At 58.7% G+C, this 24,522-nt stretch carries 24 protein-coding genes; 2 read left to right on the top strand and 22 right to left on the bottom strand.

Going from position 1 to position 24,522, the window contains the following annotated elements; genetic code table 11:
• Window position 1: 1 nt before the first annotated feature.
• From FEZ21_RS09750 to FEZ21_RS09660, 19 genes are all read right to left on the bottom strand, one after another.
• Window positions 2–607 carry a DUF4823 domain-containing protein gene (locus FEZ21_RS09750; RefSeq protein ID WP_003442451.1) on the bottom strand — a complete coding sequence of 202 codons (606 nt, stop codon included), beginning with the start codon at window positions 605–607 and terminating at the stop codon, window positions 2–4.
• Window positions 608–720: 113 nt separating this feature from the next.
• Complete coding sequence (gene araH / locus FEZ21_RS09745) at window positions 721–1,689, bottom strand: L-arabinose ABC transporter permease AraH (RefSeq protein WP_127196200.1); 969 nt, start codon at window positions 1,687–1,689, stop codon at window positions 721–723.
• 25 nt (window positions 1,690–1,714) lie between these two features.
• Window positions 1,715–3,247 carry an L-arabinose ABC transporter ATP-binding protein AraG gene (gene araG / locus FEZ21_RS09740; protein WP_003442459.1) on the bottom strand — a complete coding sequence of 511 codons (1,533 nt, stop codon included), beginning with the start codon at window positions 3,245–3,247 and terminating at the stop codon, window positions 1,715–1,717.
• Window positions 3,248–3,259: 12 nt separating this feature from the next.
• A complete protein-coding gene (locus tag FEZ21_RS09735) occupies window positions 3,260–4,264 on the bottom strand; it encodes a substrate-binding domain-containing protein (RefSeq protein ID WP_010655797.1) in 1,005 nt (334 codons plus the stop codon).
• Window positions 4,265–4,324: 60 nt separating this feature from the next.
• The gene (locus FEZ21_RS09730) at window positions 4,325–5,143 is read right to left on the bottom strand and encodes an SDR family oxidoreductase (protein ID WP_160626959.1); all 819 of its coding nucleotides are present in this window, start codon (window positions 5,141–5,143) and stop codon (window positions 4,325–4,327) included.
• A gap of 297 nt (window positions 5,144–5,440) precedes the next feature.
• Window positions 5,441–6,409 (bottom strand): GTP 3',8-cyclase MoaA, encoded by a 969-nt coding sequence (locus FEZ21_RS09725; RefSeq protein WP_160626957.1) that lies wholly within the window; start codon window positions 6,407–6,409, stop codon window positions 5,441–5,443.
• Between the two features lie 95 nt (window positions 6,410–6,504).
• Window positions 6,505–7,146: a TetR/AcrR family transcriptional regulator gene (locus tag FEZ21_RS09720; protein WP_003442473.1), complete on the bottom strand. Its 642-nt coding sequence runs from the start codon at window positions 7,144–7,146 to the stop codon at window positions 6,505–6,507.
• Between the two features lie 357 nt (window positions 7,147–7,503).
• Window positions 7,504–8,289: a TatD family hydrolase gene (locus FEZ21_RS09715; protein ID WP_003442476.1), complete on the bottom strand. Its 786-nt coding sequence runs from the start codon at window positions 8,287–8,289 to the stop codon at window positions 7,504–7,506.
• A gap of 32 nt (window positions 8,290–8,321) precedes the next feature.
• Window positions 8,322–9,308, bottom strand: a complete 987-nt coding sequence (locus FEZ21_RS09710) for a DNA polymerase III subunit delta' (RefSeq protein WP_160626956.1) — start codon at window positions 9,306–9,308, stop codon at window positions 8,322–8,324.
• A complete protein-coding gene (tmk, locus tag FEZ21_RS09705) occupies window positions 9,301–9,933 on the bottom strand; it encodes a dTMP kinase (RefSeq protein ID WP_003442480.1) in 633 nt (210 codons plus the stop codon). The genes FEZ21_RS09710 and tmk overlap by 8 nt, the downstream gene beginning before the upstream one ends.
• Before the next feature lie 22 nt (window positions 9,934–9,955).
• Window positions 9,956–11,041, bottom strand: coding sequence for an endolytic transglycosylase MltG (gene mltG, locus FEZ21_RS09700; RefSeq protein WP_160626954.1), 1,086 nt, complete (start codon window positions 11,039–11,041; stop codon window positions 9,956–9,958).
• 3 nt (window positions 11,042–11,044) lie between these two features.
• Window positions 11,045–11,863 carry an aminodeoxychorismate lyase gene (pabC, locus tag FEZ21_RS09695; RefSeq protein WP_010655792.1) on the bottom strand — a complete coding sequence of 273 codons (819 nt, stop codon included), beginning with the start codon at window positions 11,861–11,863 and terminating at the stop codon, window positions 11,045–11,047.
• On the bottom strand, window positions 11,863–13,107 hold the full coding sequence (fabF, locus tag FEZ21_RS09690) for a beta-ketoacyl-ACP synthase II (protein WP_010655791.1): 1,245 nt from the start codon (window positions 13,105–13,107) through the stop codon (window positions 11,863–11,865). The genes pabC and fabF overlap by 1 nt, the downstream gene beginning before the upstream one ends.
• A gap of 111 nt (window positions 13,108–13,218) precedes the next feature.
• On the bottom strand, window positions 13,219–13,455 hold the full coding sequence (gene acpP / locus FEZ21_RS09685) for an acyl carrier protein (protein WP_003442511.1): 237 nt from the start codon (window positions 13,453–13,455) through the stop codon (window positions 13,219–13,221).
• 191 nt (window positions 13,456–13,646) lie between these two features.
• On the bottom strand, window positions 13,647–14,390 hold the full coding sequence (fabG, locus tag FEZ21_RS09680; RefSeq protein ID WP_010655790.1) for a 3-oxoacyl-ACP reductase FabG: 744 nt from the start codon (window positions 14,388–14,390) through the stop codon (window positions 13,647–13,649).
• 16 nt (window positions 14,391–14,406) lie between these two features.
• Entirely contained in the window at window positions 14,407–15,345 is a 939-nt protein-coding gene (gene fabD, locus FEZ21_RS09675) for an ACP S-malonyltransferase (protein ID WP_029612305.1), read from the bottom strand.
• 126 nt (window positions 15,346–15,471) lie between these two features.
• On the bottom strand, window positions 15,472–16,482 hold the full coding sequence (plsX, locus tag FEZ21_RS09670; protein WP_127196192.1) for a phosphate acyltransferase PlsX: 1,011 nt from the start codon (window positions 16,480–16,482) through the stop codon (window positions 15,472–15,474).
• A gap of 4 nt (window positions 16,483–16,486) precedes the next feature.
• Complete coding sequence (rpmF, locus tag FEZ21_RS09665) at window positions 16,487–16,669, bottom strand: 50S ribosomal protein L32 (RefSeq protein WP_003442519.1); 183 nt, start codon at window positions 16,667–16,669, stop codon at window positions 16,487–16,489.
• Between the two features lie 13 nt (window positions 16,670–16,682).
• Complete coding sequence (locus FEZ21_RS09660) at window positions 16,683–17,210, bottom strand: YceD family protein (protein WP_003442521.1); 528 nt, start codon at window positions 17,208–17,210, stop codon at window positions 16,683–16,685.
• 105 nt (window positions 17,211–17,315) lie between these two features.
• Here FEZ21_RS09660 and FEZ21_RS09655 point away from each other — a divergent pair, with 105 nt between their 5' ends.
• Window positions 17,316–17,894 (top strand): nucleoside triphosphate pyrophosphatase, encoded by a 579-nt coding sequence (locus tag FEZ21_RS09655; RefSeq protein WP_127196191.1) that lies wholly within the window; start codon window positions 17,316–17,318, stop codon window positions 17,892–17,894.
• Between the two features lie 49 nt (window positions 17,895–17,943).
• Here the strand turns inward: FEZ21_RS09655 and FEZ21_RS09650 are convergent, their stop codons facing one another.
• From FEZ21_RS09650 to rluC, 3 genes are read right to left on the bottom strand one after another with little or no spacing between them, the layout of a single operon-like run.
• On the bottom strand, window positions 17,944–18,930 hold the full coding sequence (locus FEZ21_RS09650) for a S49 family peptidase (RefSeq protein ID WP_003442525.1): 987 nt from the start codon (window positions 18,928–18,930) through the stop codon (window positions 17,944–17,946).
• Window positions 18,931–18,950: 20 nt separating this feature from the next.
• Window positions 18,951–19,613 (bottom strand): HAD-IA family hydrolase, encoded by a 663-nt coding sequence (locus FEZ21_RS09645; RefSeq protein WP_160626952.1) that lies wholly within the window; start codon window positions 19,611–19,613, stop codon window positions 18,951–18,953.
• Window positions 19,603–20,562 carry a 23S rRNA pseudouridine(955/2504/2580) synthase RluC gene (gene rluC, locus FEZ21_RS09640; protein ID WP_003442528.1) on the bottom strand — a complete coding sequence of 320 codons (960 nt, stop codon included), beginning with the start codon at window positions 20,560–20,562 and terminating at the stop codon, window positions 19,603–19,605. Before rluC ends, FEZ21_RS09645 begins: the two co-directional genes overlap by 11 nt.
• Window positions 20,563–21,269: 707 nt before the next feature.
• Here rluC and rne point away from each other — a divergent pair.
• Entirely contained in the window at window positions 21,270–24,488 is a 3,219-nt protein-coding gene (gene rne, locus FEZ21_RS09635) for a ribonuclease E (RefSeq protein WP_160626950.1), read from the top strand.
• The last annotated feature ends 34 nt before the right edge of the window (window positions 24,489–24,522 follow it).

Below are 24,522 nucleotides of genomic sequence, written 5' to 3'. Positions count from 1 at the left end.
CTTATTGGTCGCTCAAGCCTATCAAGCTGCGCGCGTACTTGGCGAGCGGCGGCCCGATCAGGTCCGCCGGCTTTTGCTCATGGAACGTCAGCAAGCCGCCACGGCTGCGAATGGTCGCGGTATCGATCAGGTACTGGGTGCTGGTCTCGATCAACATCACCTGGATCACGCCGCCATCAACCCCCAGGCGGCTGATTTCTTCCTGATCCAGCCATTCGTCACTGTTGCCGATACGGTCGTCGGCCCGTGCAAAGCGAGTGTAGAGCAAGTAATGCGCTCCATAGCCACGGGCTTCAGTCATGGCCTGGTCAAGCCCCAGCGGCGCTTTGGCGCGGCGCACCATGGGGAAGTATTCGATAAAGCCGTTATAGGCTTCTTCAGCCACCACATTGGGCCGTACATAAGGATCGCCTACGGGGGCGAATGGCCCCTGGGCAATGTAGATATAGGAGTCCGGCTGGATGCGCAGTGAATTGCTGCGCCGGGTATTGCTGTGATCGAGCAGACCGGCGTCGCTCATTTGATAACGTGCGCCCTCCCCCAGATCGCTGACCGTCATACAGCCACCCAGCGCCAGCGCCGACAGCACCACAAACAGACTACGCATCCTGATCTCCCGATGGCCGGTGACAGAAAACCGGCGAATAGTCGCGTAATGCAGTTTGCGCGCCAGTTTGCTGCATGCCATGGCGCAAAACCTGTGGCAGCCGGTATTCAGAGTCAGCGCTGCTTCAAGCGGTCGATCACCACCGCCAGCAACAGGATCGAACCGCGAATCACGTACTGGTAGAACGTGTCGATGTTCTTCAGGTTCATCGCATTCTCGATAATCGCCAGAATCAGCACCCCGGCGATCACATGCCGGATCATCCCCACCCCGCCGCTCAACGACACCCCGCCCAGTACACAGGCCGAGATCACGGTCAGCTCGAAGCCCTGCCCGATCATGGGCTGGCCCGAGGTCATGCGCGAAGCCAGGATCACCCCGGCCAGCGCGCCAATCAGCCCGTGTACGGCGAAGATGATGATTTTGGTGCGGTCGACATTGACCCCGGCCAGCAGCGCCGCTTCCTGATTGCCGCCTATGGCCATGGTGTTGCGGCCATAGGTGGTGTAGTTGAGCAGCCAGCCAAAGAACAGGAAGCAGACGATGGTGATCAGGATCGGCACCGGCACGCCGAACACCTGGCCGTTACCAAAGACGTAAAACGCTTCCTGGGACACCCCCACCGCCTTGCCATTGGCAAAGATATACGCCAGTCCGCGCACGATCTGCATGGTGGCCAGGGTGGTAATCAGCGCGTTGACCCGCAACTTGGCGATAACGATGCCGTTGATCAGACCGACAATCAGGCCCATGCCCAGCGCCGCGCAGACACCCAGGAACACACTGTCGGTGTCACGCATGACCACCGCGGCAACGACTCCGGAGCAGGCAATCACCGATCCCACGGACAGATCGAAATGCCCCGACGCCAGGCAATAGAGCATGGTGCAGGCAGCAATCCCGGTGGTGGAGATGGCCAGGCCCAGGCCGCGCATGTTGAGCGGCGACAGGAAGTTGTCGATCAGCAAGGTGCAGAGGAGGAAAATCGCAAACGCTGCCAGCAACATGACCCAATCGTCGAGGAAGCGGCGCATGTCGAGTTTTTTACGGGGTGTCGCCAGTGTCGAATCTTGGGTTGTCATACAAACCTCTCAGTGGGTCACGCCGTTAGCCGCGCTGGCGGGGCAAGGCCATTTGCAACAGGTTCGATTCATTGGCCTGGGCTCTTGGCAGCTCACCGCTGACCACGCCTTCGCACAAAACCAGAATGCGGTCGCTGATCCCCAGCACTTCCATCAGGTCGCTGGACACCACTATCACCGCAATTCCGCTGGCGGCCAGACGATGGATGATCTGGTAGATCTCGGCCTTGGCGCCGATATCGATGCCCCGGGTCGGCTCGTCAAGCAGCAGCACTTTCATCGGCATCGACAGCCAGCGCCCGAGAATGGCTTTTTGCTGATTGCCGCCGGACAGGAACATGATTTTCTGCGACGCCGTCGGAGTCTTCACATTCAGGGCATGGATCTGCCGGTCGGCGTTGTCGCGCTCCCATACCCCGCGCAACAGGCAACCCAGGGTGGAATGGGCGCCGCGGGCACTGATGTTGATGTTCTCCGCGACGCTGGCCAAAGGAATGATGCCTTCCTTTTTCCGATCCTCCGGGCACAGCAGCACCCCGGCAGCAATCGCATCCCGGGGCGAGCGCAGCTTGAGCGCAACGCCTTGCAGTTCTACCTGGCCGCCACTGTGACGGGCCAGCCCGCCGAGCAGGCGCAACAGCTCGGTACGCCCGGCGCCCACCAGCCCGAACAGGCCGAGAATCTCGCCCTTGCGCACTGCAAAACTCACCGGCTCGCGCAACCCCGGCCCGAGCAGGCGGTCGACCTTGAGCACCACTTCGCCACACTCACGGGGGCGGTAGTCATAGATGTCCTGAATGTCACGGCCGACCATGCAGGTCACCAGCTGGTCGTGGCTCAGCTCGCTCATCTGCTCGAAGGTGCGAACATAGCGGCCATCCTTGAACACCGTGACCGCGTTGCAGATGCGGAATACTTCTTCCATGCGGTGGGACACGTAGAGCACCACTTTGCCCTCATCCCGCAGGCGCCCGATGATGGTCATCAGGCGGTCGATTTCCCGCGCCGAGAGGCTGCTGGTGGGCTCATCGAAGGCAATGACATGAGCCCCGCGGGACAGCGCCTTGGCGATTTCCACCAGTTGCCGCTGGCCCAGGGACAAGCGGGCAACCTTCTCTTGCGGATCGATTTCATCGGCCAGCCCCTTGAGCAACTGCAGGGCCTGGTGCCGCAATTCGCCGCGCTTGATCAGACCAAAGCGCGCCGGCAGATGGCCGAGAAACAGGTTCTCGGCCACGCTCATTTCCGGTACCAGATGCAGTTCCTGATGGATCACCGCGACCCGGTTGGCGATGCTTTCAGCGGTGGATCTGAAGACCAGCGACTGCTCACCGATCTGCAGGTTGCCGCTGCTTGGCGCGTAGGCACCGCCAAGGATTTTCAGCAGGGTGGATTTACCGGCACCGTTCTCGCCCATCAGTGCATGCACCTGGCCGGGATGGGCGACAAAGCTGATATTGGCCAGCGCCTGGACCCCGGGGAAATGCTTGCCGATGCCGTTGAAGCGCAGGCTGTCGGTATTGCTTGTCAGTGCTTGAGTGGCTAATGGCTGCGGCATAGTGACCTCGACTCAATTCCACAAACCGATCTTGGTCAGCTCTTCCTGGAAGTTGTCCCGGGTGATCAGCGTTACTTCGTCCATGGCGGTGTACAGAGGCGGCTCTTTGCCTTCGGTGATCCACTCAAACATCATGGTTGCGGTCTTGTAGCCTTCGATATGCGGGCTCGGCAGCATGGAGCCGTAGAAACCGCTGTTGGCCTTTTTCAGTTCGCCAATGGCGTCGGTACCGTTGATGCCGATCCCGATGACGTTGGCGGCGGCGAAACCGGCGCTTTCCGTGGCCCGTACCCCGCCGAGCACGGTGCTGTCGTTCATGCCGCCAATAATCAGGTTTTTCGCGCCGCCGGGCAGTTTGACCAGTGCCGAGTTGGTGGCATCCATGCTGCCGGGGACATCGAGGGTTTTAAGCGCCGAGTACAGGATATGATCATCGGCAAGGCCCGCGTCCTTGAGGGATTTGACCGAGCCGTCGGTGCGTTTCTTACCGGTGTCCAGTTCATTGAAGGTGTTGATTACGGCGTAGGTGTCGTTCCAGTCCCAGTTGCGTTTTTTTGCTTCGGCGACCATCGCATTGCCCTGTTTCTGGCCGACTTCGAAGGCTGCCATTCCCAGGTACGGCACCTCTTCCATAAACTTGCCGTTGGCATCGACAAAGCGGTCATCGACAGCGATGACTTTCAAACCGTTGGCCTTGGCCTTGGCCATGATCGCCGGGCCCAGACCGACATCCGGCGGGCAGATGACAAAGCCCTGGGCGCCGTTGGCTGCCAGGCTGTCGATGGCCGACAGGGTCTTTTCACCATCCGGCACAGCAATTTTGATCAGCTCGAAGCCTTTGTCCTTGGCGGCCTTTTCTGCGAACACCCATTCGGTCTGGAACCAGGGTTCTTCCGCCTGTTTGACCAGAAAACCGATCTTTACCGGATCGCCAGCCAGCAAGGCACTGCTCAGACTCAATGCGCTGGCCGCCAGGGCCGCGCAGCACAGGGTACGAATGAAGGGACGACGGTACATGGCAAACTCCTTGTTGTTATTTTTGAGGTGTTTGAAAGCCTGACAGGTCCGGATGCGGGATCAGTCGTGGTAAAGCACCGAGCGCCCGCCATCGATGGTGATGCAGGAGGCGTTGATGAACGGCGCCTCATCGCTGGCCAGGAATACAGCCGTCATTGCCACTTCCAGCGGCTGGCCGATACGCCGCGGCGGATGCAGATCAAGGGCGCGCTGGCGCTCGGCATGGGGGTCGGCGAAACCGTTCCAGTAATCGACGTTCAACTGGGTCTCGATGTAACCGGGGGCGATGGCATTGACGCGGATGCCTTTGGCGGCGTACTCGATGCCCAGCGCGCGGGTAAGCCCCAGCAGGCCATGCTTGGCCACGGGGTACGGAAAGCAGCCCGGAATAATATGGCTCGAATGGGTGGAGGCAATGTTGATGATGCTACCGATGCCCTGCGCAATCATTTGCGGCAATACCGCCTTGCAGCCATACCAGGCGCCGTCCAGATCGATGGCGAAACAGCGACGCCAGTCTTCCTCGGTCATTTCCAGCGGATCGCGGAACACGTTGACCCCGGCGCAATTGACCAGCACATCGACCCGGTCATGCAGTTCCATGGCCAGCGCGACCATGGCATACAGGTCGGCCTGGCAGGACACGTCGGCCTTGATGGCCTGCACGTCGCCCCCTTGCTCACGCCAATGGGCTGCGACTTTCTCGACCTTCTCGACCTGGATATCGCTAATGACCATTTTCGCCTGTTGCGAGACGAAGCTGGCAACGATGGCCTCGCCGATACCCTGGGCGGCGCCGGTCAGTAGCACCACCTTGTTTTTAAGGCGCTCGCCACGGGGCGGCTCGACTGCCGGCGGCAGTGAAAGGGCTTCAGCCATGGATCAGGACTCCAAAATGAAAGCACGACGAAAACCGGACATCTGTCGATGGCCGGCCGAGAAATCTGGGGAATGGGGGAGTCGCACGGGCGCGCAGGGGAATCCTGGGATATCTGGGCATCACTTCACCTGTTTTATTTTTTTAGTGTGAGTGCGTGGAGCTGCTGCCGACTATAAACCCGGAAACGGAAAAGTCTCAATATATAATTTTGCATCCCATATAAAGGGATCAGATGTAAAAGCTGGCTCACGGGCCGGTCAAGGGCTCGCTCCTGCGGGCATTGATACACAGGGGGCTTAGCCGCCGATGATTTTCATCACAGTGGCGCCGCCCGAGAAGGCAACGTCCTGCTTGTCGCCCAGGGCTTTCATCAACAAGCTTTGCAGGGCTGGCAGGGCCTGGTGGCGGGGTTTGTTCAGGAGGTCGCCGACATAGTGGCGATTGCTCGACGAAAGACAGCCATGCAGCCAGCCCGTGGACGACAGCCGCAACCGCGAGCAGGTACGGCAGAACGGGACGCTTTCGTTGGCGATCACACCGAAGTGACCAAACCCCGGGATCTGGTAGCGCACCGCAGTGGCATCCACCGGTGCATCGGCCTGCAGGTATTCATAGCGCTCGCCAATCAGCGACAACAGTTGTTGCAGGCTGACGAACTGTTGCAGGAAGGCGTTGCCATCACTGGCCAGATGCCCCATGCGCATCAGTTCGATAAAGCGCAGCTCATAGCCGCGCTCAAGGCAGTACTCCAGCAGCGGCATGACCTGATCCAGGTTCTGCCCGTGCAACGGCACCATGTTGACCTTGATTTTCATCCCCGCTGCGCTGGCCTGTTGCATGCCGTCGAGGACGGTCGGCAGATCGCCGCCCCGGGCAATGGTGCGAAACGCAACAGGATCAAGGGTATCGAGGGATACGTTGAGGCGGCGAATACCGGCGTCCACCAGCAGCGGCAATTTTCGCGCAAGCAGTTGGCCGTTGGTGGTCAGGCTGATATCACCCAGGCCCAACTGGCCAACTTCACGCATAAAGGTTTCGAGCTTGGGACTGACCAGTGGTTCGCCGCCGGTAATACGCAAGCGCTCGATGCCTGCGGCTTCGATCAGGTAGGCCACCCCGCGCACCATGGCCTCGGCCGACAGTTCATCCTGCGCTGCGACCAGTCGCTTGCCGTTGGGCACGCAGTAGGTACAGGCGTAGTTGCAGGCAGAGGTCAGACTGATACGCAAATTGCGAAAACGTCTGCCTTGGCGATCAACAATCATGGATGACTCCGGCATGGGGAATATAGAGCGCGCCAAAACTTGACTTAGAAATCAAGTTTTGGCAAGACCCAGATCCAAGTATATGCCTTGCAGCCTTACTCGACAGCCGGGGTGTCCGTATCACGCTTGCGCTTGTTGCCCATGCGCACGCCGATGTCCATCAGGAACTGGAAGAACCCTTCCTGGTCTTCCAGCACGTTGCTCCAGAACGGCGAGTGGTACAGCGCTACAGCGCCGTGCACCAGCGCCCAGGCCGCGCAATAGTGGAAGTAAGGTGGCACGTCTTCGAGCTTGCCTTCGCTGATGCGACCCTTGATCAGCAGGGTCAGGCGTTCGAAGTTGGAAGCACGGATCTTGTGCAGCTCTTCAACCAGTTCAGGCACCTGATTACCTTTGACGACCTTTTCTTCGAGGCGGTCAAACAAGCGGTAGCGCTGGGGATCACGCATGCGAAATTCAAAGTAGGCGCGCGACAGCGCCTCTTTGTCTTTATCAACGTCAGCGGATTGCAGCAATTCATTCAAATCGCGCTCGTAGTCGAGCATCAGGCGCAAATAGATCTCGGCCTTGGACTTGAAGTGCTTGTAAATCGTGCCTTTGCCGATACCTACGGCATCAGCAATCATCTCGACGGTGACGCTGTCTTCACCAAGTTCGAGGAACAGCTTGAGCGCGGTATCGAGAATTTCTTGCTCGCGGCGACGAAACTCACGGACCTTACGGGGTTCTTTGTGCATAAGAAAAGGTCTGTTCGGGTCAAAATCGAAGCGGAGTATTATGCATTAGTCACGCTAAATTGCACGGACCATCCTGCGTATAGACGTTTACCGAGAATTTCATATAAACACTATGAGCACTCAAACGAATCACGCGTATTCCAAATCTGTTTAAAAAATGACCAACAGAGACTGGACGTTCAACAAAGCTGACCAATACTTAAGGAGTCGGCGCAGCATCCCCCCCAAGTGTTTCGCCGATCAAGGCGACAATGGAATGTAGGCCTTTGTTTTACTCCTAATGGTCTTAACCCGGATTCCCCAGAGTCCGGGTTTTTTTTTGCCACTCACCCACTCGCTCCCGCAAGGCGTTGGAGGCTAGCCCTGAACCCGGGCCAGGGGGAACAGGCGCTTGAAGTTTTCGGTGGTCTGCTCGGCAAAACGCTCGTAGGACTCGCCGCGCAACATGGCCAGAAATTCGGCGACTTCGCGCACGTATTGCGGCAGGTTCGGCTTGCCACGATAGGGAATCGGCGCCAGATACGGCGAGTCGGTCTCAACCAGCAGGCGATCCGCCGGGACTTTGCTGGCCACATCGCGCAGGGCGTCGGCATTCCGGAAGGTGACAATGCCCGACAACGAAATGTAATAGCCCATGTCCAGCGCAGCCCTGGCCATGTCCCAGTCTTCGGTGAAGCAATGCAACACGCCGGCATTGGGCAGCGCCGCTTCACGCAGCATGGCCAGGGTATCGGCGCGAGCTCCACGGGTATGGATCACCACAGGTTTGCCGGTCTGCTGCGCCGCCTCCAGGTGAACCCGAAACGACAGTTGCTGTAACTCGGCGGCTTCCGGCTCGTAGTGATAGTCCAGACCCGTCTCGCCAATGGCCACCACCCGCGGGTGATTCAACTCGTTCAGCAACCAGTCCAGCGCTGGCGCGGCCCCTGGCTGAACATCCAGCGGGTGGACACCCACCGAGCAATCGACATCGGCATAGCGATCCGCCAGGGCTTTGACATCGCCCGCATTGTCGGCACTCACGCCAATGCACAGAAAGTGCCCGACACCGCGCTGGCGTGCCGCTTCAAGGGCGGCGTCCAGCGAACCGTCATGGGCACTCAGATCAAGGCGATCGAGGTGGCAATGGGAATCTACGAGCATACAAAAATCACCTGTTTCACAATTCAATCAAATCAGCGCTGGCCGGGCAGACCCGCCCACTGCACCAAGAGTGCCTCAAGCAACAACACCCGGTTGAGGTTGGCTTTGCTCAGCACTTTTTGCCGTTGGGCGAGAATCCAGTCCTGAATATTCAGGACTTTGTCCTGCGGGGTTTTCTGCGCCAGGTACTGCAGTACTTTGCGCATGTCTTCCAGACCAAGACCGGACTCGTCCTGGGTCAACTGATAACGCAGGATCAAACTCGACCAGTCGCAAAACCAGTCAAACAGCAGCAGCAATGGTATGGCATTCCAGCTTTCCGCCAGTTGCGTCGCTGACAGCTCGCGCTTCAACAGTTTTTTTACCCCGGCCACTACCGCAGCCCGCTGTTCACGCACACCCTGGGCCTGCAGCTTGACCGCGGCCAGGGGCGAGCCCGCTGCCAGCGTCAGCAATTCAGCCCGCTCTTCGCTGCTGCACTCGGGCAATGCCCCGGCCAGCCACTCCAGGCTCAGGGCCTCGCCCGGCAGTGGGCAGGCTTGTTGCACGCAACGACTGCGGATGGTCGGCAGCAGGCGACTGGACTGGTGGCTGACCAACAACAAAATGGTATTGCCGGACGGTTCTTCAAGGCTTTTGAGCAGGGCGTTGGCAGCGTTGATGTTCATCGATTCAACCGGCTCGACCAGCACCACCTTACGCCCGCCCAACTGCGCGGTTTGCACCACAAAGCTGACCAGATCCCGTACCTGGTCAACCTTGATCGCCTTGTCGGCTTCTTCGGGTTCCAGGATGTAGTTGTCGGGATGACTGCCCGCAGCCAGTAACGAGCAGGACTTGCACGCCCCGCAGGCCTCCAGCCCGACCGGCTGCTTGCACAACAGGCTGGCCATCAGGCGTTCGGCCAGCGCGCGCTTGCCGATGCCCGCCGGCCCGTGCAACAGATAGGCGTGAGCATGCTGGGCACGCCCGGCCATTTGCTGCCACAGGCCGTCCTGCCACGGATAAGCCTCAGCCACGGTGCAGTTCCAGCAGTTCTGGCAACAAGGCATCCAGCTGCACTTGTACGTTTTCCAGTGACTGGGCGGCATCCACCAGACGATAACGCCCGGGCTCAGCCCCGGCACGCTTGAGGTAGGTGCTGCGCACCGCATCAAAGAATGTCCGGCCTTCCTGCTCGAAGCGATCAAGCCGCCCACGGGCGCTGGCCCGGGCCATGCCGACTTCAATCGGCAGATCAAACACCAGGGTCAGGTCCGGGCGCAATGAACCTTGCACGAAGGTTTCAAGGCTGGCGATACGCTCTTGCGACAAACCGCGGCCGCCACCTTGATAGGCATAAGTGGCGTCGGTGAAACGATCGCACAAGACCACGGCGCCACGGGCCAGTGCCGGACGAATCACCTCGGCCAGATGCTGGGCACGGGCGGCAAACACCAGCAGCAGCTCGGTGTCGGCGCACATGGCTTCATCGCTGGGTGCCAGCAACAGCTCGCGAATTCGCTCGGCCAATGGCGTGCCGCCGGGCTCGCGGGTCAGAACCACGTCGATACCGGCGCTGCGCAGGCGCTCGGCCAGGTATTCGCGATTGGTGCTTTTGCCCGCGCCTTCGGGGCCTTCCAGGGTAATAAACAAGCCAGTCACAGGCAGCAATCCTTAATCAATGTCATTGCGGGCTTTGCGGCTCGGCCGCAGGGCTCACCGGCTCCGCTGCCGGGGTCGGCGCCGGACTTGAACGGTAGTCGGCACGACGCTTGATCTGGAACTCGCGCACGGCATTATTGTGCGCATCCAGATCATCGGAAAAGGTGTGGCTGCCATCGCCCTTGGCAACAAAATACAGGCTGCTGCCACTGACCGGGTGCAAGGCGGCATGAATCGCTTCACGCCCGACCATGGCAATCGGTGTCGGCGGTAAACCCGGAATGGTGTAGGTGTTGTACGGCGTGGGTTCACGCAGATGGCTACGGGTGAGCTTGCCGTTGTAGCGCTCGCCCAGCCCGTAGATCACGGTGGGATCGGTTTGCAGCGGCATACCGATTTTCATGCGGCGCACGAATACCCCGGCAATCTGCCCGCGTTCCTGGGGCACACCGGTTTCTTTCTCTACCAGAGAGGCCATGATCAGCGCCTGGTAAGGGTCGGCATAGGGTACGTCCGGGTCTCGTTGCTCCCATTCTTCGGCCAGCACTTTCTCCAGACGGTTGTAGGATTTTTCGAGCAATTGAGCGTCAGTCATGCCCCGCACGAAGCGATAGGTGTCCGGAAAGAACCGGCCTTCCGGGAATTCTCCGGGATGACCGAGTTTGGCCATGACTTCGCTGTCGCTCAAACCGTCCAGGGTCTGCTCGATTTTTTCGTGTTTTGCCAAGGCGCTGCGTACCTGGCGGAAGTTCCAGCCTTCGACCAGGGTCAAGCTGTACTGCACCACTTCACCACGCTGCCACAGGCCAATCAGGTCCTGGGCGCTCATGCCGGGAGTCATGCGGTACTCACCGCTGTGCAGGGGCTGGCCCTCGAGGTTGAAACGCCAGTACAGGCGCAGCCAGAAAGCGTCATCCAGCGTGCCGTCGGCCTCTAGCCGATTGAAGGTGCCGGTCGGCGTGGCGCCAGCCGGTACGTCGAGCAGTTGCTCTTGTGTCAGGTTAAGCGGTTGTTCCAGCGCCGAGTTGAGCTTCCAGGCGCTAGCGCCCAGCAACAATCCCGCCAGCACCAGACCTGTCTCCAGCAGCACCAAGAATTTACGTTTCACGAATCAAACATCCAATAGGGTGCGAGCAATGCCTTGCAGTTTACGGGTGAGCGGCCCCACCGGCCAGCTCAGCTCTGCAAACCCGCGAACAGGCCAGATGCCATATACGCTGTTGCAGAGAAAGAGTTCATCGGCCTGCTGCAATTGCTTCAGGCTGATGTCAGAAACATGACAAGGGATGCCCAGCTGTCCGGCCTCGGCCAGTAGCGCTGCGCGCATCACGCCGGCCACACCGCAACGCTGCAGGTCGGGGGTGAGCAAGGCACCGTCGCGGACCAGAAACAGATTGCTGAACACACCTTCGATGATCCGGCCCGAGGTGTCGCGCATCAAGCCCTCGGCGTAGGCCGGGTCTTGCCATTCAGAACGGGCGATCACCTGTTCCAGGCGATTAAGGTGCTTGAGCCCCGCCAACAGCGGCTGCTCGGCCAGACGGGTGGCGCAGTCAAACAGCTGGATGCCCTGCTCGGCATGGGCCTGCGGGTAAGTAGCAGCCGGACCGGCTTGAAGAATTCTTCGAGGTTGCGCCTCGGGGTTGGCGCTGTAACCGCGCAGACTGTCGCCACGGGTCAGGATGAGCTTGAGAACGCCCTCCCCCATGGCCTGCGCATACGCCAGCAATTCGCTGCGGATCAATGCCTGATCCGCAACAATCGCCAGTCGGGTACAACCGAGTGCCAGACGCTGCAAGTGCAGGTCCAGCAGCTGCGGTTTGCCGGCCTTGACGGCAATGGTCTCGAACAGACCATCACCGTAGGCCAGCCCACGGTCTTTAAGCGACGCCAAGGCGTTCGCTGGCTGGCCGTCGACCCAGCTTTGCATCAGTCGGTGAACCGACGGAACACCAACGAGCCGTTGGTGCCGCCAAAACCGAATGAGTTGGACAGCACTACATCGATCGGCATTTCCCGCGCCTTGTGCGGCACGAAATCGAGGTCGCAGCCTTCATCCGGCTCATCGAGGTTGATGGTCGGCGGAGCTATCTGGCTGTTGATCGCCAGCACGCTGAAGATTGCCTCTACCGCGCCTGCAGCACCCAGCAAGTGACCGGTCATGGATTTGGTCGAGCTCACCGCCAGGTTGTAGGCGTGTTCGCCAAACACCGACTTGATCGCCGACACTTCCGCCAGGTCACCCGCAGGTGTCGACGTGCCATGGGCGTTGATGTACTGCACTTGATCGCCGTTAATTCTGGCGTCGCGCAAGGCGTTGGTGATGCAGCGTGCAGCGCCCGCACCGTCAGCCGGAGGCGAGGTCATGTGATAAGCATCACCGCTCATGCCAAAACCTATCAGTTCGGCATAGATGGTCGCACCACGGGCCTTGGCATGCTCAAGCTCTTCAAGCACCAGCGCACCGGCACCATCAGAAAGCACAAAACCGTCACGGCCTTTGTCCCAGGGACGGCTGGCACGCGTCGGGTCGTCGTTACGGGTCGACAACGCACGCGAGGCACCAAAGCCGCCCATGCCCAGACCGCACGCGGCCATCTCGGCGCCGCCGGCAATCATTACGTCGGCTTCGCCGTAAGCAATGTTGCGTGCCGCCATGCCGATGCAGTGCGTACCCGTGGTACAGGCTGTGGCAATGGCGTAGTTCGGACCCTGCGTACCCAGGTGGATAGACAGAAAGCCGGAAATCATATTGATGATCGAGCCAGGCACGAAAAACGGAGAGATCCGTCGCGGGCCTTGCTCATGCAGGGTACGGCTGGTTTCTTCGATATTGGTCAGACCACCAATACCGGAGCCCATTGCTACACCGATGCGCTCACGATTGGCATCTGTGACTTCAAGGCCGGAATTACGCACAGCTTGAAATCCGGCTGCCAATCCGTATTGAATAAACAGGTCAAGTTTTCGGGACTCTTTGACGGAGAGGTAATCCTCAACGTTAAAACCCTGTACCGAGCCGCCAAAACGGGTGGAATAGGCAGAAAGATCCGTGTGTTCGATCAGACCAATGCCACTTCGGCCTGCCAGAATGCCTTGCCAGGAGCTTGGTACATCTGCACCCAGCGGCGACAACATCCCCATACCGGTGACTACGACGCGTCTACGCGACACAGCACTCTCCTTTATTCTATTGACGACACTTTGCATCACACCTAAAGAAAAAACCGCACGCCAGAGCGGCAGTGCGGTTTTTCCATAACAGCGAGCAACGATTACAAGCAATTAAGCCTGGTGGTTAGTCACGTAATCGATAGCAGCTTGTACGGTCGTGATCTTTTCAGCTTCTTCGTCAGGAATTTCAGTCTCGAATTCCTCTTCAAGAGCCATCACAAGCTCAACGGTGTCAAGGGAGTCGGCACCCAGGTCTTCAACGAAGGAAGCAGTGTTTACTACTTCTTCTTCTTTAACGCCCAGTTGCTCGGCTACGATTTTCTTGACGCGCTCTTCGATGGTGCTCATACCTTGTTTTCACTCCTAATGGACAAATTCAGGCAGCTGGCCAGCGGGCAAGTGTATCGAAAGACTTTTCAGTTTTTCAACTGAAAGCTTTGCACTCATCCCTCAACGGCCCTCTGCCTATAAATAGATTGCAGCTTTATAACGGATTTTAGACAGCTCGTATGACATTTTTTTGAAGCAATCCGTCACATTTAACTCATGTACATCCCGCCGTTGACCGGGATTGTAGCTCCGGTCACGTAGGCTGCACCGTCAGAGGCCAGAAAAGAAACCACGTTTGCGATCTCTTGTGCCTGACCCAAACGGCCCAGCGGAATCTGTGTCAGCAAGGCTTCACGCTGTGCCTGCGGTAACTCGCGGGTCATATCGGTATCGATAAACCCTGGCGCTACCGAGTTCACAGTGATCGAGCGCGAGCCCACTTCACGTGCCAGCGCACGGCTGAAACCTTCCAGGCCAGCCTTGGCGGCGGCATAGTTTACTTGGCCTGCGTTGCCCATGGCACCCACAACAGAGCCAATACTGATAATTCGTCCCCAACGGGCCTTGGTCATGCCGCGCAAAACACCCTTGGACAGGCGAAACAGACTGTTCAAGTTGGTATCGACGACGTCATGCCATTCGTCATTTTTCATCCGCATCATCAGGTTATCGCGGGTGATGCCGGCATTATTGACCAGGATCGCCGGCGCACCGAACTGTTCCTGAATGCTGTTCAGCACCGCGGCAACTGATTCATCGCTGGTAACATTAAGTTCCATGCCGGTACCCTGAACACCGTGTTCTTTCAGGGTGGCAGCAATGCGCTCGGCACCGGCTTGCGACGTAGCAGTGCCGATTACAACGGCGCCCTGACGACCCAATTCCAGGGCAATAGCCTGGCCAATACCACGGCTGGCGCCGGTTACCAGTGCAACTTTACCTTGCAAGCTCATGCAGGCTTCTCCTAATTCAAGCCAGTGCCGTACGCGCAGCGGCGAAGGCATCTGGGGTATTCAAGTTGTGAGTGGTTACGCCTTCTGCGCAACGTTTGCTGATGCCTACCAGGACTTTGCCCGGACCGCACTCAACCAAGTCAACCGGACCGCTGGCTGCAAGCGCCTGTACCGATTCAACCCAGCGCACCGGCTTGTACAGCTGCTCGAGCAGATCGCGCTTGAGGGTTTCCAGATCTTGCACAATGGCCGCACTGACGTTCTGCACCAGAGGAATCTGTGGCGCCTGCCAATCAATCGCTTGAATCGACTCGGCGAAGCGCTCTGCGGCAGGACGCATCAACTCACAATGCGAAGGTACGCTGACCGGCAATGGCAGCGCACGCTTGGCTCCGGCGGCCTTGCACAGCTCCATGGCACGCTCGACGGCAGCCTTGGAACCGGCAATTACAACCTGACCCGGCGAGTTGAAGTTAACCGCGCTGACCACTTCACCCTGGGCAGCTTCAGCACAGGCTTGCAGCACAACGGCGTCTTCGAGCCCCAGAATCGCCGCCATGGCGCCCTGACCGGCCGGAACAGCTTCCTGCATCAGTTGCCCGCGACGCTCAACCAGCCTGACCGCATCCGCCAGGCTCAGACAGCCGGCAGCCACCAGAGCGCTGTATTCACCCAGGCTGTGACCGGCAACATAATCCGGACGCTTGCCGCCTTCGGCCAGCCACAGACGCCAAAGGGCAATCGAGGCAGTCAGAATGGCTGGCTGGGTAACATCAGTTTGATTGAGTTTTTCTGCCGGCCCTTCCTGGGTCACGGCCCACAGGTCGTAACCCAGAGCATCAGAAGCTTCTTTGAAGGTATCAATGACCAGCGGATGAGCCGCGCCCAGCTCGGCCAACATGCCGAGGGACTGCGAACCCTGCCCTGGAAAGACGAATGCGAGGGATGTAGACATGTAACAAGCCCCTAATGATCTTGTCGTCGGAGAATTGACGTCCTGCCGTGGCGGACGCAAGAAACTGACAGTTGGATGGCTGATTAGACCGGGCGGTCACATTTCAGTACCCGGCCGGCAAAACGCCTACGGCAACAACCCTTCAAGGCGTCCATACAAACGCTTTGGCAGGTCTTCATGGATTTCAATCAGTGCGCGCTCTATTGCACTCTGAAAGCCCTGAGCACCTGCCGAACCGTGACTCTTGATAACAATGCCCTGCAAACCGAGAAAACTCGCACCATTATGCCGGGCGGGCGCCAGATCAGCCTGCAAACGCCGCATTAACGGTAACGCCAGCGCACCGACAAACCGGCCGAACAGCGTACGCTTGAATACCGCCCGGATCCTGCTCGAAATCATCGTCGCCAGACCTTCGCTGGATTTGAGCAAGATATTGCCGACAAATCCATCGCACACCACCACATCGGCCTCACCCCGGTACACCCCGTCACCCTCAATAAAGCCGATGTAATTGAGGCCAGGCGCCGACTGCAACAATACCGCCGCTTCCTTGACCTGCTGATTACCCTTGACGTCCTCGGTGCCTATATTGAGCAAGGCGACCCGCGGACGCAGAATACCCAGCGCCTGCGCCGCCACCGAGCCCATCACGGCAAACTGAAACAACTGCCCGGCAGTGCAATCAACATTGGCCCCCAGATCCAGCAACTGACAGTAGCCGGTTTGGGTCGGCACCGCTGCCACCATTGCCGGACGATCAATCCCCGGCAAGGTTTTAAGCACATGCCGCGACAGCGCCATCAGCGCCCCGGTATTACCTGAGCTCACGCATGCCTGCACCTTGCCGTCACGCAACAACTCCAGCGCCACACGCATAGAAGAGTCGGGCTTGCTGCGCAAAGCTAGCGAAGGCCGCTCATTCATGGCGATCACTTCTGAAGCAGGGGTAATAGTCAGGCGCGTGCGATCCACAGCCGGATAGCTGGCAATCAGATTTTCAAGTTCGGAGGGTTGACCGACGAGGGTCAGGTGTAACGAGGGAGTAGCAGACAGGCAAGCAATACTGGCCTGAACAATGCTGCGGGGACCGAAGTCCCCGCCCATTGCGTCGATCGCGATGACCTGAACGGACAAGTGATTACTCGTCAGCGCCCTTGTCGATCACTTTACGACCACGGTATACGCCTTCTGGCGATACGTGGTGACGCAGGTGAATTTCACCGGTGGTTTTTTCTACAGACAGAGTGCTAGCCGAAAGAGCATCGTGCGAACGACGCATGTCACGGGCAGAGCGGGATTTTTTGTTCTGCTGAACAGCCATAATTAATTAACTCCTAAACGTTTGGGTCACGCTTTAACTGCGCCAATACACTGAACGGGTTGGACCGCGTTACCTCGTCCTCGCCTGGATCGGGCTCATCGAGACCCGCCGGCTGCTGGCATTCTTCCGGATGATGAGCAGGCACAATGGGCAAGGCGAGCAGAAGCTCTTCCTCGATCAGTGCCAGCAGATCCAAAGGATCCTCGCCCAGCTCCAGCACGTCATAACCTTGCGGTAACGACTGGGTGTTCGCACCCTCTTTCACCACAGCATAACTGCACTCGCTGTGGATCGGCAGGGTGACCAGCTCAAGACAACGCTGGCAAACCATTTTGACTTCGGCGTCGATAGAGCTGTGGATGACCACAGACCTACGTTCATCTCGTTCAAAAACAAATTTCGCCTGGACCGTTCCGAGAGTATCGGAAAGCGGGTCGCAGAGTCTCTCCAAATCAGCCAGCAACACTTCACCTTGGAGGGTAGTGCCACGATCAGCTAATTTGCGCGGGTCAACGTGAGGTGGAATCGGGTCATTCAACATAGGCGCAGCATTCTAGGGACGACCCCTTCACCTGTCAAAGGAAATTGTGCCTGTGCGACATCCTGTACGATCGTTAGAATCCCTGACCGCCCACAGGAGACGCGCATGCTGCCTTTATTACTCGCTTCAAGCTCGGCTTATCGCCGTGATCTGCTGGCTCGCCTGCGCCTGCCTTTCAGCTGCAGCTCCCCCGATATAGACGAAAGCCACCGCCCCGGCGAATCAGCCGTCGAACTGGTGAAACGCCTGTCCCGGCAAAAAGCCGAAGCACTTGCCACCCGTCACCCCGACCACTTGATTATCGGCTCCGATCAGGTTGCAGCGCTCAACGGACGAATCATCGGCAAACCCCACACGTTTGACAAGGCCCGCCAGCAACTTCTGGACGCCAGCGGCGCCAGCGTAACCTTCCTCACCGGACTGACCCTGCTCAACAGCCAGACAGGCCACTATCAGACCGACTGCGTGCCCTTCACCGTGCACATGCGCACCCTCACCCCGGAACAGGTCGAACGCTACCTGCTTGCCGAAGAACCCTATGACTGCGCAGGCAGCTTCAAAGCGGAAGGTCTGGGTGTGAGCCTGTTCAGGCGCACCGAAGGCGATGACGCCACCAGCCTGGTCGGCCTGCCACTTATCCGCCTGGTCGACATGCTGCTCGCGCAAGGCGTGGCGATTCCGTAAAACAAAAAAACCGGCCTGAAAAGGCCGGTTTTTTTAAATCATCCATGGATCAGCGCAGGGTCGGCCCCTGGAACCCCATCCACATCGCCAACTGTTCAGCCACACTGGCGCCCAGCTTTTTCGAGAAGCGGTCAAACGCCGACTCTTGCACAGTGAAGTCGATCAGTTCTTTTTCACCGATCACATCACGGGCAACCGAACTGGCATTACCCAACCCGTCGATCAAGCCGAGAGGCAATGCCTGCTGCCCGGTCCAGACCAGCCCCGAAAACAGCTCGGGATGATCCTTGTCTTTAAGGCGATCACCACGCCCCTGCTTGACGCTGGCAATGAACTGCTCATGGGTGACATTCAACACGCCCTGCCAGAACTTGGTCTCGTCCGGTTTTTCAGGCTCGAACGGATCAAGAAAGGCTTTGTGTTCGCCAGAGGTGTAAGCGCGGCGCTGAATGCCCAGCTTGTCCATTGCACCGACAAAACCAAAGCCTGCTGCCGTCACCCCGATCGAGCCCACCAGACTGGCTTTATCGGCGTAAATTTCATCTGCCGCACTGGCAATGTAATAGGCACCCGAGGCACCCAGATCGGAAATCACCGCATACACCTTGATATCAGGGTGCAAGCCGCGCAGACGGCGAATCTCATCGTAGACATAGCCCGACTGCACCGGACTGCCGCCCGGACTGTTGATACGCAACACCACACCCTTGACCTTGGGATCGGCGAACGCAGCCTGCAGGCTGGTGACAATATTGTCAGCACTGGCAGCCTCTTTGTCCGCAATCACGCCGCGCACATCGATCAAAGCGGTATACCCGCTGCTGGTAGCACTGCGTTCCATATCCACCAACGGAGAAAACAGGATCAGCACCGTAATCAGATAACAAAAGGTCAGCACCTTGAAAAAAATGCCCCAGCGACGCGCCCGACGCTGCTCCTGAATACCTGCCAACAGGGTTTTTTCCAGCAGCTTCCAGCTTTTGTCATCGCCGGCAGCCGGCTCAGACTCTGAAGGCGCCTTCCATTGATCAACCATGCTCTACCCCAGCAAAGACTTTAATTAACCTGACAATTGAGCCAGGTACGCAATTCGGGAAAACTGTCGATCGCCAACCGCGGCTCAAATGCAAGCAAGCGCTCCATTGACTGAGCACCATAGCTCACTGCAACTGAATCAATACCGGCGTTGCGGGCCATCAGCAAATCAAACGACGCATCCCCCACCATCAAGGCCTGTCCGGGCTGCATGTCGCAATGGGCCAGGATTTGATTCAGCATCAATGGATCAGGCTTGCTGGCGGTCTCATCGGCAGCGCGGGTGATATCGAAAAAATCTTCCCAGCCATGAGCCCTGAGCACCCGGTCAAGCCCCCGGCGCGCCTTGCCCGTAGCAACTGCCAAACGGTAACCCTCGGCACGAAAGGCCTCGAGCGACTCAGCCACCCCCGCAAACAACGGTGACGGCTCGGCATCCATAGCCATGTAGACATCCGCATAGTGCTGGCGAAAGGCAATCACCTGGGCGTCCGACATATCGGGATAAAGCGACAGGATGGCCTCAGGCAAACCAAGGCCGATAATTCCCTTGATCGCCTCTTCATCACGCTCAGGACGGCCTGCGCGATGTGCCGCGACCTTCATCGCGGCGACAATCCGACCGATGGAGTCGGCCAGCGTACCGTCCCAGTCGAAGATCAGCAGCTTGTACTCATGGCGCACTCAGCAGGCGCTCCACGGTCTTGGCCCACATTTCGTCAACCGGAGCCTGCAGCTTCAACTCGCCACCCTCAGGCAGAGGCACCGTCAGCATGTAAGCGTGCAAGAACAGCCGCTTGCCACCCAGATCGCGAATTTCTTTAGAAAACCCTTCATCGCCATACTTGGTGTCACCGGCAATACAGTGACCGGCATGCAATGTGTGCACTCGAATCTGGTGAGTACGGCCGGTAATCGGCTTGGCCTCGATCATGGTTGCAAAATCACCGAAGCGACGCAGCACCTTGAACACGGTGACCGACTCCTTGCCCTCTTCGTTGACTTCAACCATACGCTCGCCGGAACGCAGGTTGCTCTTCATCAGCGGTGCTCGCACCTGCTTGATGGACGCCGCCCAGTTACCGCGCACCAACGCCATGTAGCGCTTGTCGACACCATCACCGCGCAATGCGGCATGCAAGTGACGCAACATGCTGCGCTTTTTGGCAATCATCAACAGGCCGGAAGTGTCCCGATCCAGGCGATGCACCAGTTCCAGTTCCTTGGCATCGGGGCGCATCTGACGAAAGGCTTCAATTACGCCAAAAGTCAGACCGCTACCGCCATGCACAGCGATACCGGCCGGTTTGTTCAGCACTATCAGCGCCTTGTCTTCGTAGACAATGGCGGCTTCGAGTCGCTGCAACAAACCTTGAGCCACCGGCACCGGCTCATCGCGTTCCGGCACGCGAACCGGCGGCACGCGCACGATATCGCCCGCCTGCAGCTTGTACTCGGGCTTGATCCGCCCCTTGTTCACACGCACTTCGCCTTTACGCAAAATGCGGTAAATCAAGGTCTTGGGAACACCCTTGAGCCGTGCAAGTAAAAAGTTGTCGATGCGTTGGCCGGCATATTCCGGCGAGACCTCAAGCAGCTGGACGCTGGGGGTCGGGGGGGTAGTGGTCGTCATGCCGCGAATGATAACAATTTTTTATGGAATTGAAGCACTTAATCATTGCTGCTATAGTCGCGAACGCCGCCAAAAGCGGCCTGGACAGCGGATTAACGGTGAATAACCGGCCCTGCCCAACGCTCTTAATCAGGACGCGAGGCCGTCCTACGGGGCTTTTGCTGGATACGGAACACCTGGAGTTGTAACAAGCGCAGGTGACATGAGGCCTGAAGCGAGCCTGGAAAGCAGAGTGCAAACTCGCCTTTTACGCCGATATTCACGGCCAGTTCACAAAGTGCAGTCAGCTTCGGGCATATCAAGCGAATGCTTCGGAAACATCGCCTTTATTAGCCATGATGCGTGAACTCCCCTTTTGGAGAACACGGTAAATGCCAACCCGCTGCGGATTCTGCGCGCGGCAGCACCCGAATTATCAGGGATACGTGTAGGGTGGAGATGCACAACCGCCGGACTGTGTAGCAATAGGCTTTATCAAGACGCTTCATCTCGTCCACAGCCGCTGGTTGATTCCTCCTCCTGACTGAGTGCTTAAGTCACCACAGCAAGCAGGAAGCGTAAGTCGCGACTTCGCCCCCATTGGTCGAACCTCGCTGGACACAGGAGTGGCCAACTGCTCCTGACGCACCTGACACCGACCATGAGAAGTCGTGTGTGCCGAACGCCGTTTCCGGTAGCCCGGAAACCGACGGTACAACATGAAAAGAATGCTGATTAACGCAACTCAACCTGAAGAGTTGCGTGTTGCACTGGTAGATGGCCAACGCCTCTACGACCTGGACATCGAGTCAGGCGCGCGCGAGCAGAAGAAAGCCAATATCTATAAAGGCCGTATTACTCGCATCGAACCAAGCCTTGAGGCTGCCTTTGTCGATTTTGGCTCTGAGCGCCACGGCTTCCTGCCACTTAAGGAAATCTCCCGCGAGTACTTCAAGAAAGCTCCTGAAGGCCGCGTCAACATCAAGGACGTCCTGAGCGAAGGCCAGGAAGTTATCGTGCAGGTCGAGAAAGAAGAGCGTGGCAACAAGGGCGCAGCCCTGACCACCTTCATCAGCCTCGCCGGCCGTTATCTGGTTCTGATGCCTAATAACCCGCGTGCCGGCGGTATCTCCCGTCGCATCGAAGGTGAAGAACGCAACGAGCTGCGCGAAGCCCTGAACGGCCTGATCGCTCCGGCCGACATGGGTCTGATCGTGCGCACTGCAGGCCTGGGCCGCAGCAGCGAAGAAATGCAGTGGGACCTCGATTACCTGCTGCAACTCTGGACCGCCATTAAAGAAGCCTCCCTGGACCGCTCCGCGCCATTCCTGATCTATCAGGAAAGCAACGTGATCATCCGCGCCATCCGCGACTACTTGCGCCAGGACATCGGCGAAGTACTGATCGACAGCGTTGAAGCACAGGACGAAGCCCTGACCTTCATCCGCCAGGTGATGCCGCAGTACGCCAGCAAAATCAAACTCTACGAAGACAGCGTTCCGCTGTTCAATCGTTTCCAGATCGAAAGCCAGATCGAGACCGCCTTCCAGCGCGTCGTTGAACTGCCTTCCGGCGGCTCCATCGTTATCGACCCGACCGAAGCCCTGGTGTCCATCGACATCAACTCGGCGCGCGCCACCAAAGGCAGCGATATCGAAGAAACCGCACTGCAAACCAACCTTGAAGCGGCTGAAGAAATCGCCCGTCAGTTGCGCCTGCGCGACATCGGCGGCCTGATCGTCATCGACTTCATCGACATGACCCCTGCCAAAAACCAGCGCGCCGTGGAAGAAAAAGTCCGCGAGTGCCTGGAAGCAGACCGTGCCCGCGTACAAGTGGGCCGTATCTCGCGCTTTGGCTTGCTGGAAATGTCCCGTCAGCGCCTGCGTCCATCCCTGGGCGAAAGCAGCGGCATCGTTTGCCCACGCTGCAATGGCACCGGCATCATCCGTGACGTTGAATCGCTGTCGCTGGCCATTCTGCGCCTGATCGAAGAAGAAGCCCTGAAAGACCGCACTGCCGAAGTGCGCGCCCAGGTGCCAATCCCGGTTGCTGCATTCCTGCTCAACGAGAAGCGCAACTCGATTACCAAAATCGAACTGCGGACCCGTGCACGCATCATCATTCTGCCGAACGATCACCTCGAAACGCCGCACTTCGAAGTTCAGCGCCTGCGTGATGACAGCCCGGAAGCCCACACCAACCAGTCCAGCTACGAAATCGCTGCCGCTGCTGCGGAAGTGGAAGAAGTTCAGCCGGCTGCCGCCACTCGCACTCTGGTTCGCCAGGAAGCTGCAGTCAAAACAGCACCGCCGCGCACCTCGGCACCGGTTCCGACCGAAGCCGCTGCACCGGCTCCTGCTGCTGCACCTGCCGCTACCATCGCCGAGCCAAGCCTGTTCAAAGGCCTGGTCAAATCGCTGGTAAGCCTGTTCGCCTCCAAGGAAGAGCCTGCTGCTCCGACCGTGGTTGAGAAGCCGGCAACGACAGAGCGTCCTGCGCGCAATGAAGAGCGCCGCAATGGTCGCCAGCAAAGCCGCAATCGCAATGGCCGTCGCGATGAAGAGCGCAAGCCACGCGAAGAGCGTGCACCGCGAGAAGAACGCGCACCACGCGAAGTCCGCGAGCCGCGCGAAGAAACTCCGGTAGCTGCAGTTGCCCGTGAAGAACGCGCACCGCGTCCACCTCGTGAAGAACGTGCTCCACGCGCACCTCGTGAAGAACGCAAACCGCGCGGCGAAGCCCGTGAAGAGCGCGTTCGCGAATTGCGCGAGCCTCTGGATGCCGTTCCTGCTGCAGCCGTTGCAGCCGTCGTCGTCGAAGAAGAGCGCGCACCGCGCCCTCCACGGGAAGAACGCCAGCCGCGTGCTCCCCGCGAAGAACGTGCACCACGGGAAGTACAGCCAGTAGCCGTAGAAGACGAAGAAGCTCTGTCGAACGAAGAGCAATCCCAGGACGAGTCGCAGGACAACGCCGAAGGCGATCGTCCACGCCGCCGCTCCCGTGGCCAGCGTCGTCGCAGCAACCGTCGTGAGCGTCAACGCGATGCCAATGGCAACGTGATTGAAGGCTCGGAAGAAAACAGCGAAGAAGGCACTGCCGAAAACGCTCCTTCCACCACTGAACTGGCTGCCGGTCTGGCCGTCACTGAAGCCGTTGCCAGCTCGGTCATCAGCGCTCCTGCTGAAGCCCAGGCCAATCAACAGGCCGAGCGTGCTACCCAGACCGTCCAGGAATCGGCTCCGGCAGAAACCGTGATTGCTGAAAAGGTTCAAACAACTGAAGTAGCCATTGTGCCAACACCGGTTGTAGAAGCCCCTGTGGTTGAAGCACCCGTAGTTGAAGCGCCAGCTGTTGAAGCGGTCACCCCGGTCGAAGCAGTCAAGGCACCAGAAGTTGAAGTGCCTGCAGCACCGCAAGCACAGCCTGAAGCTCAGGTAGTTGCCGAGCCTGCCCCGGCAGTCGAAGCGCCTGTTGTAGCTGCGCCAGAGCCAGTGGTTGAAGCGGTAGTCGAAGCACCGGCAGTAGAAGCGCCAAGCGTGGAAGCACCGGTTGTTGAGGCACCAGCCATCGAAAAAGCGCCAGAGCACGTCAAGGAAGCCCGTTTTGTACGCGAGCCGATTGCCGAGCCGGCTATTGTCGAGGCAGCTCCGGCTCCTGTGGCTGAACCTGTGGCTGTCGAAGTCGTAGTGGCTGAAGCCGCCGTGATCGAGACAGCTGTAGTTGAACAACCTGCTCCGGCAGAAGTTGTTGTCGCGACTGAAGTGACTGAAGTAGTGGTTGCAGCTCCGGTTGCCAGCACCGCACCAAGCAACGGTCGCGCTCCTAACGACCCGCGCGAAGTACGTCGCCGCAAGCGTGAAGCAGCCGCCGCTGCTGCCGCTCAGGCAGCTGCTGGCGAAACCGTAGCCGAAGGCAAGGAACACGAGTCTAAACCACTCGTCTAAACCTGCAGGCCACTAAAAAGCCCCGCCAGTTCTG

Source organism: Pseudomonas sp. 9.1(2019) (assembly GCF_009910445.1).
Lineage (GTDB): Bacteria > Pseudomonadota > Gammaproteobacteria > Pseudomonadales > Pseudomonadaceae > Aquipseudomonas > Aquipseudomonas paraversuta.
Note: the sequence above shows the minus strand (reverse complement) of the source record. Positions and strands in the feature narration are given on the sequence as shown.

Coding starts and splice junctions, on each gene's coding strand:
- FEZ21_RS09750 (WP_003442451.1), bottom strand. CDS start 607: ATGCGTAGTCTGTTTGTGGTGCTGTCGGCGCTGGCGCTGGGTGGCTGT.
- araH (WP_127196200.1), bottom strand. CDS start 1,689: ATGACAACCCAAGATTCGACACTGGCGACACCCCGTAAAAAACTCGAC.
- araG (WP_003442459.1), bottom strand. CDS start 3,247: ATGCCGCAGCCATTAGCCACTCAAGCACTGACAAGCAATACCGACAGC.
- FEZ21_RS09735 (WP_010655797.1), bottom strand. CDS start 4,264: ATGTACCGTCGTCCCTTCATTCGTACCCTGTGCTGCGCGGCCCTGGCG.
- FEZ21_RS09730 (WP_160626959.1), bottom strand. CDS start 5,143: ATGGCTGAAGCCCTTTCACTGCCGCCGGCAGTCGAGCCGCCCCGTGGC.
- FEZ21_RS09725 (WP_160626957.1), bottom strand. CDS start 6,409: ATGATTGTTGATCGCCAAGGCAGACGTTTTCGCAATTTGCGTATCAGT.
- FEZ21_RS09720 (WP_003442473.1), bottom strand. CDS start 7,146: ATGCACAAAGAACCCCGTAAGGTCCGTGAGTTTCGTCGCCGCGAGCAA.
- FEZ21_RS09715 (WP_003442476.1), bottom strand. CDS start 8,289: ATGCTCGTAGATTCCCATTGCCACCTCGATCGCCTTGATCTGAGTGCC.
- pabC (WP_010655792.1), bottom strand. CDS start 11,863: ATGCAAAGCTGGGTCGACGGCCAGCCAGCGAACGCCTTGGCGTCGCTT.
- acpP (WP_003442511.1), bottom strand. CDS start 13,455: ATGAGCACCATCGAAGAGCGCGTCAAGAAAATCGTAGCCGAGCAACTG.
- fabG (WP_010655790.1), bottom strand. CDS start 14,390: ATGAGCTTGCAAGGTAAAGTTGCACTGGTAACCGGCGCCAGCCGTGGT.
- fabD (WP_029612305.1), bottom strand. CDS start 15,345: ATGTCTACATCCCTCGCATTCGTCTTTCCAGGGCAGGGTTCGCAGTCC.
- rpmF (WP_003442519.1), bottom strand. CDS start 16,669: ATGGCTGTTCAGCAGAACAAAAAATCCCGCTCTGCCCGTGACATGCGT.
- FEZ21_RS09660 (WP_003442521.1), bottom strand. CDS start 17,210: ATGTTGAATGACCCGATTCCACCTCACGTTGACCCGCGCAAATTAGCT.
- FEZ21_RS09655 (WP_127196191.1), top strand. CDS start 17,316: ATGCTGCCTTTATTACTCGCTTCAAGCTCGGCTTATCGCCGTGATCTG.
- FEZ21_RS09650 (WP_003442525.1), bottom strand. CDS start 18,930: ATGGTTGATCAATGGAAGGCGCCTTCAGAGTCTGAGCCGGCTGCCGGC.
- rluC (WP_003442528.1), bottom strand. CDS start 20,562: ATGACGACCACTACCCCCCCGACCCCCAGCGTCCAGCTGCTTGAGGTC.
- rne (WP_160626950.1), top strand. CDS start 21,270: ATGCTGATTAACGCAACTCAACCTGAAGAGTTGCGTGTTGCACTGGTA.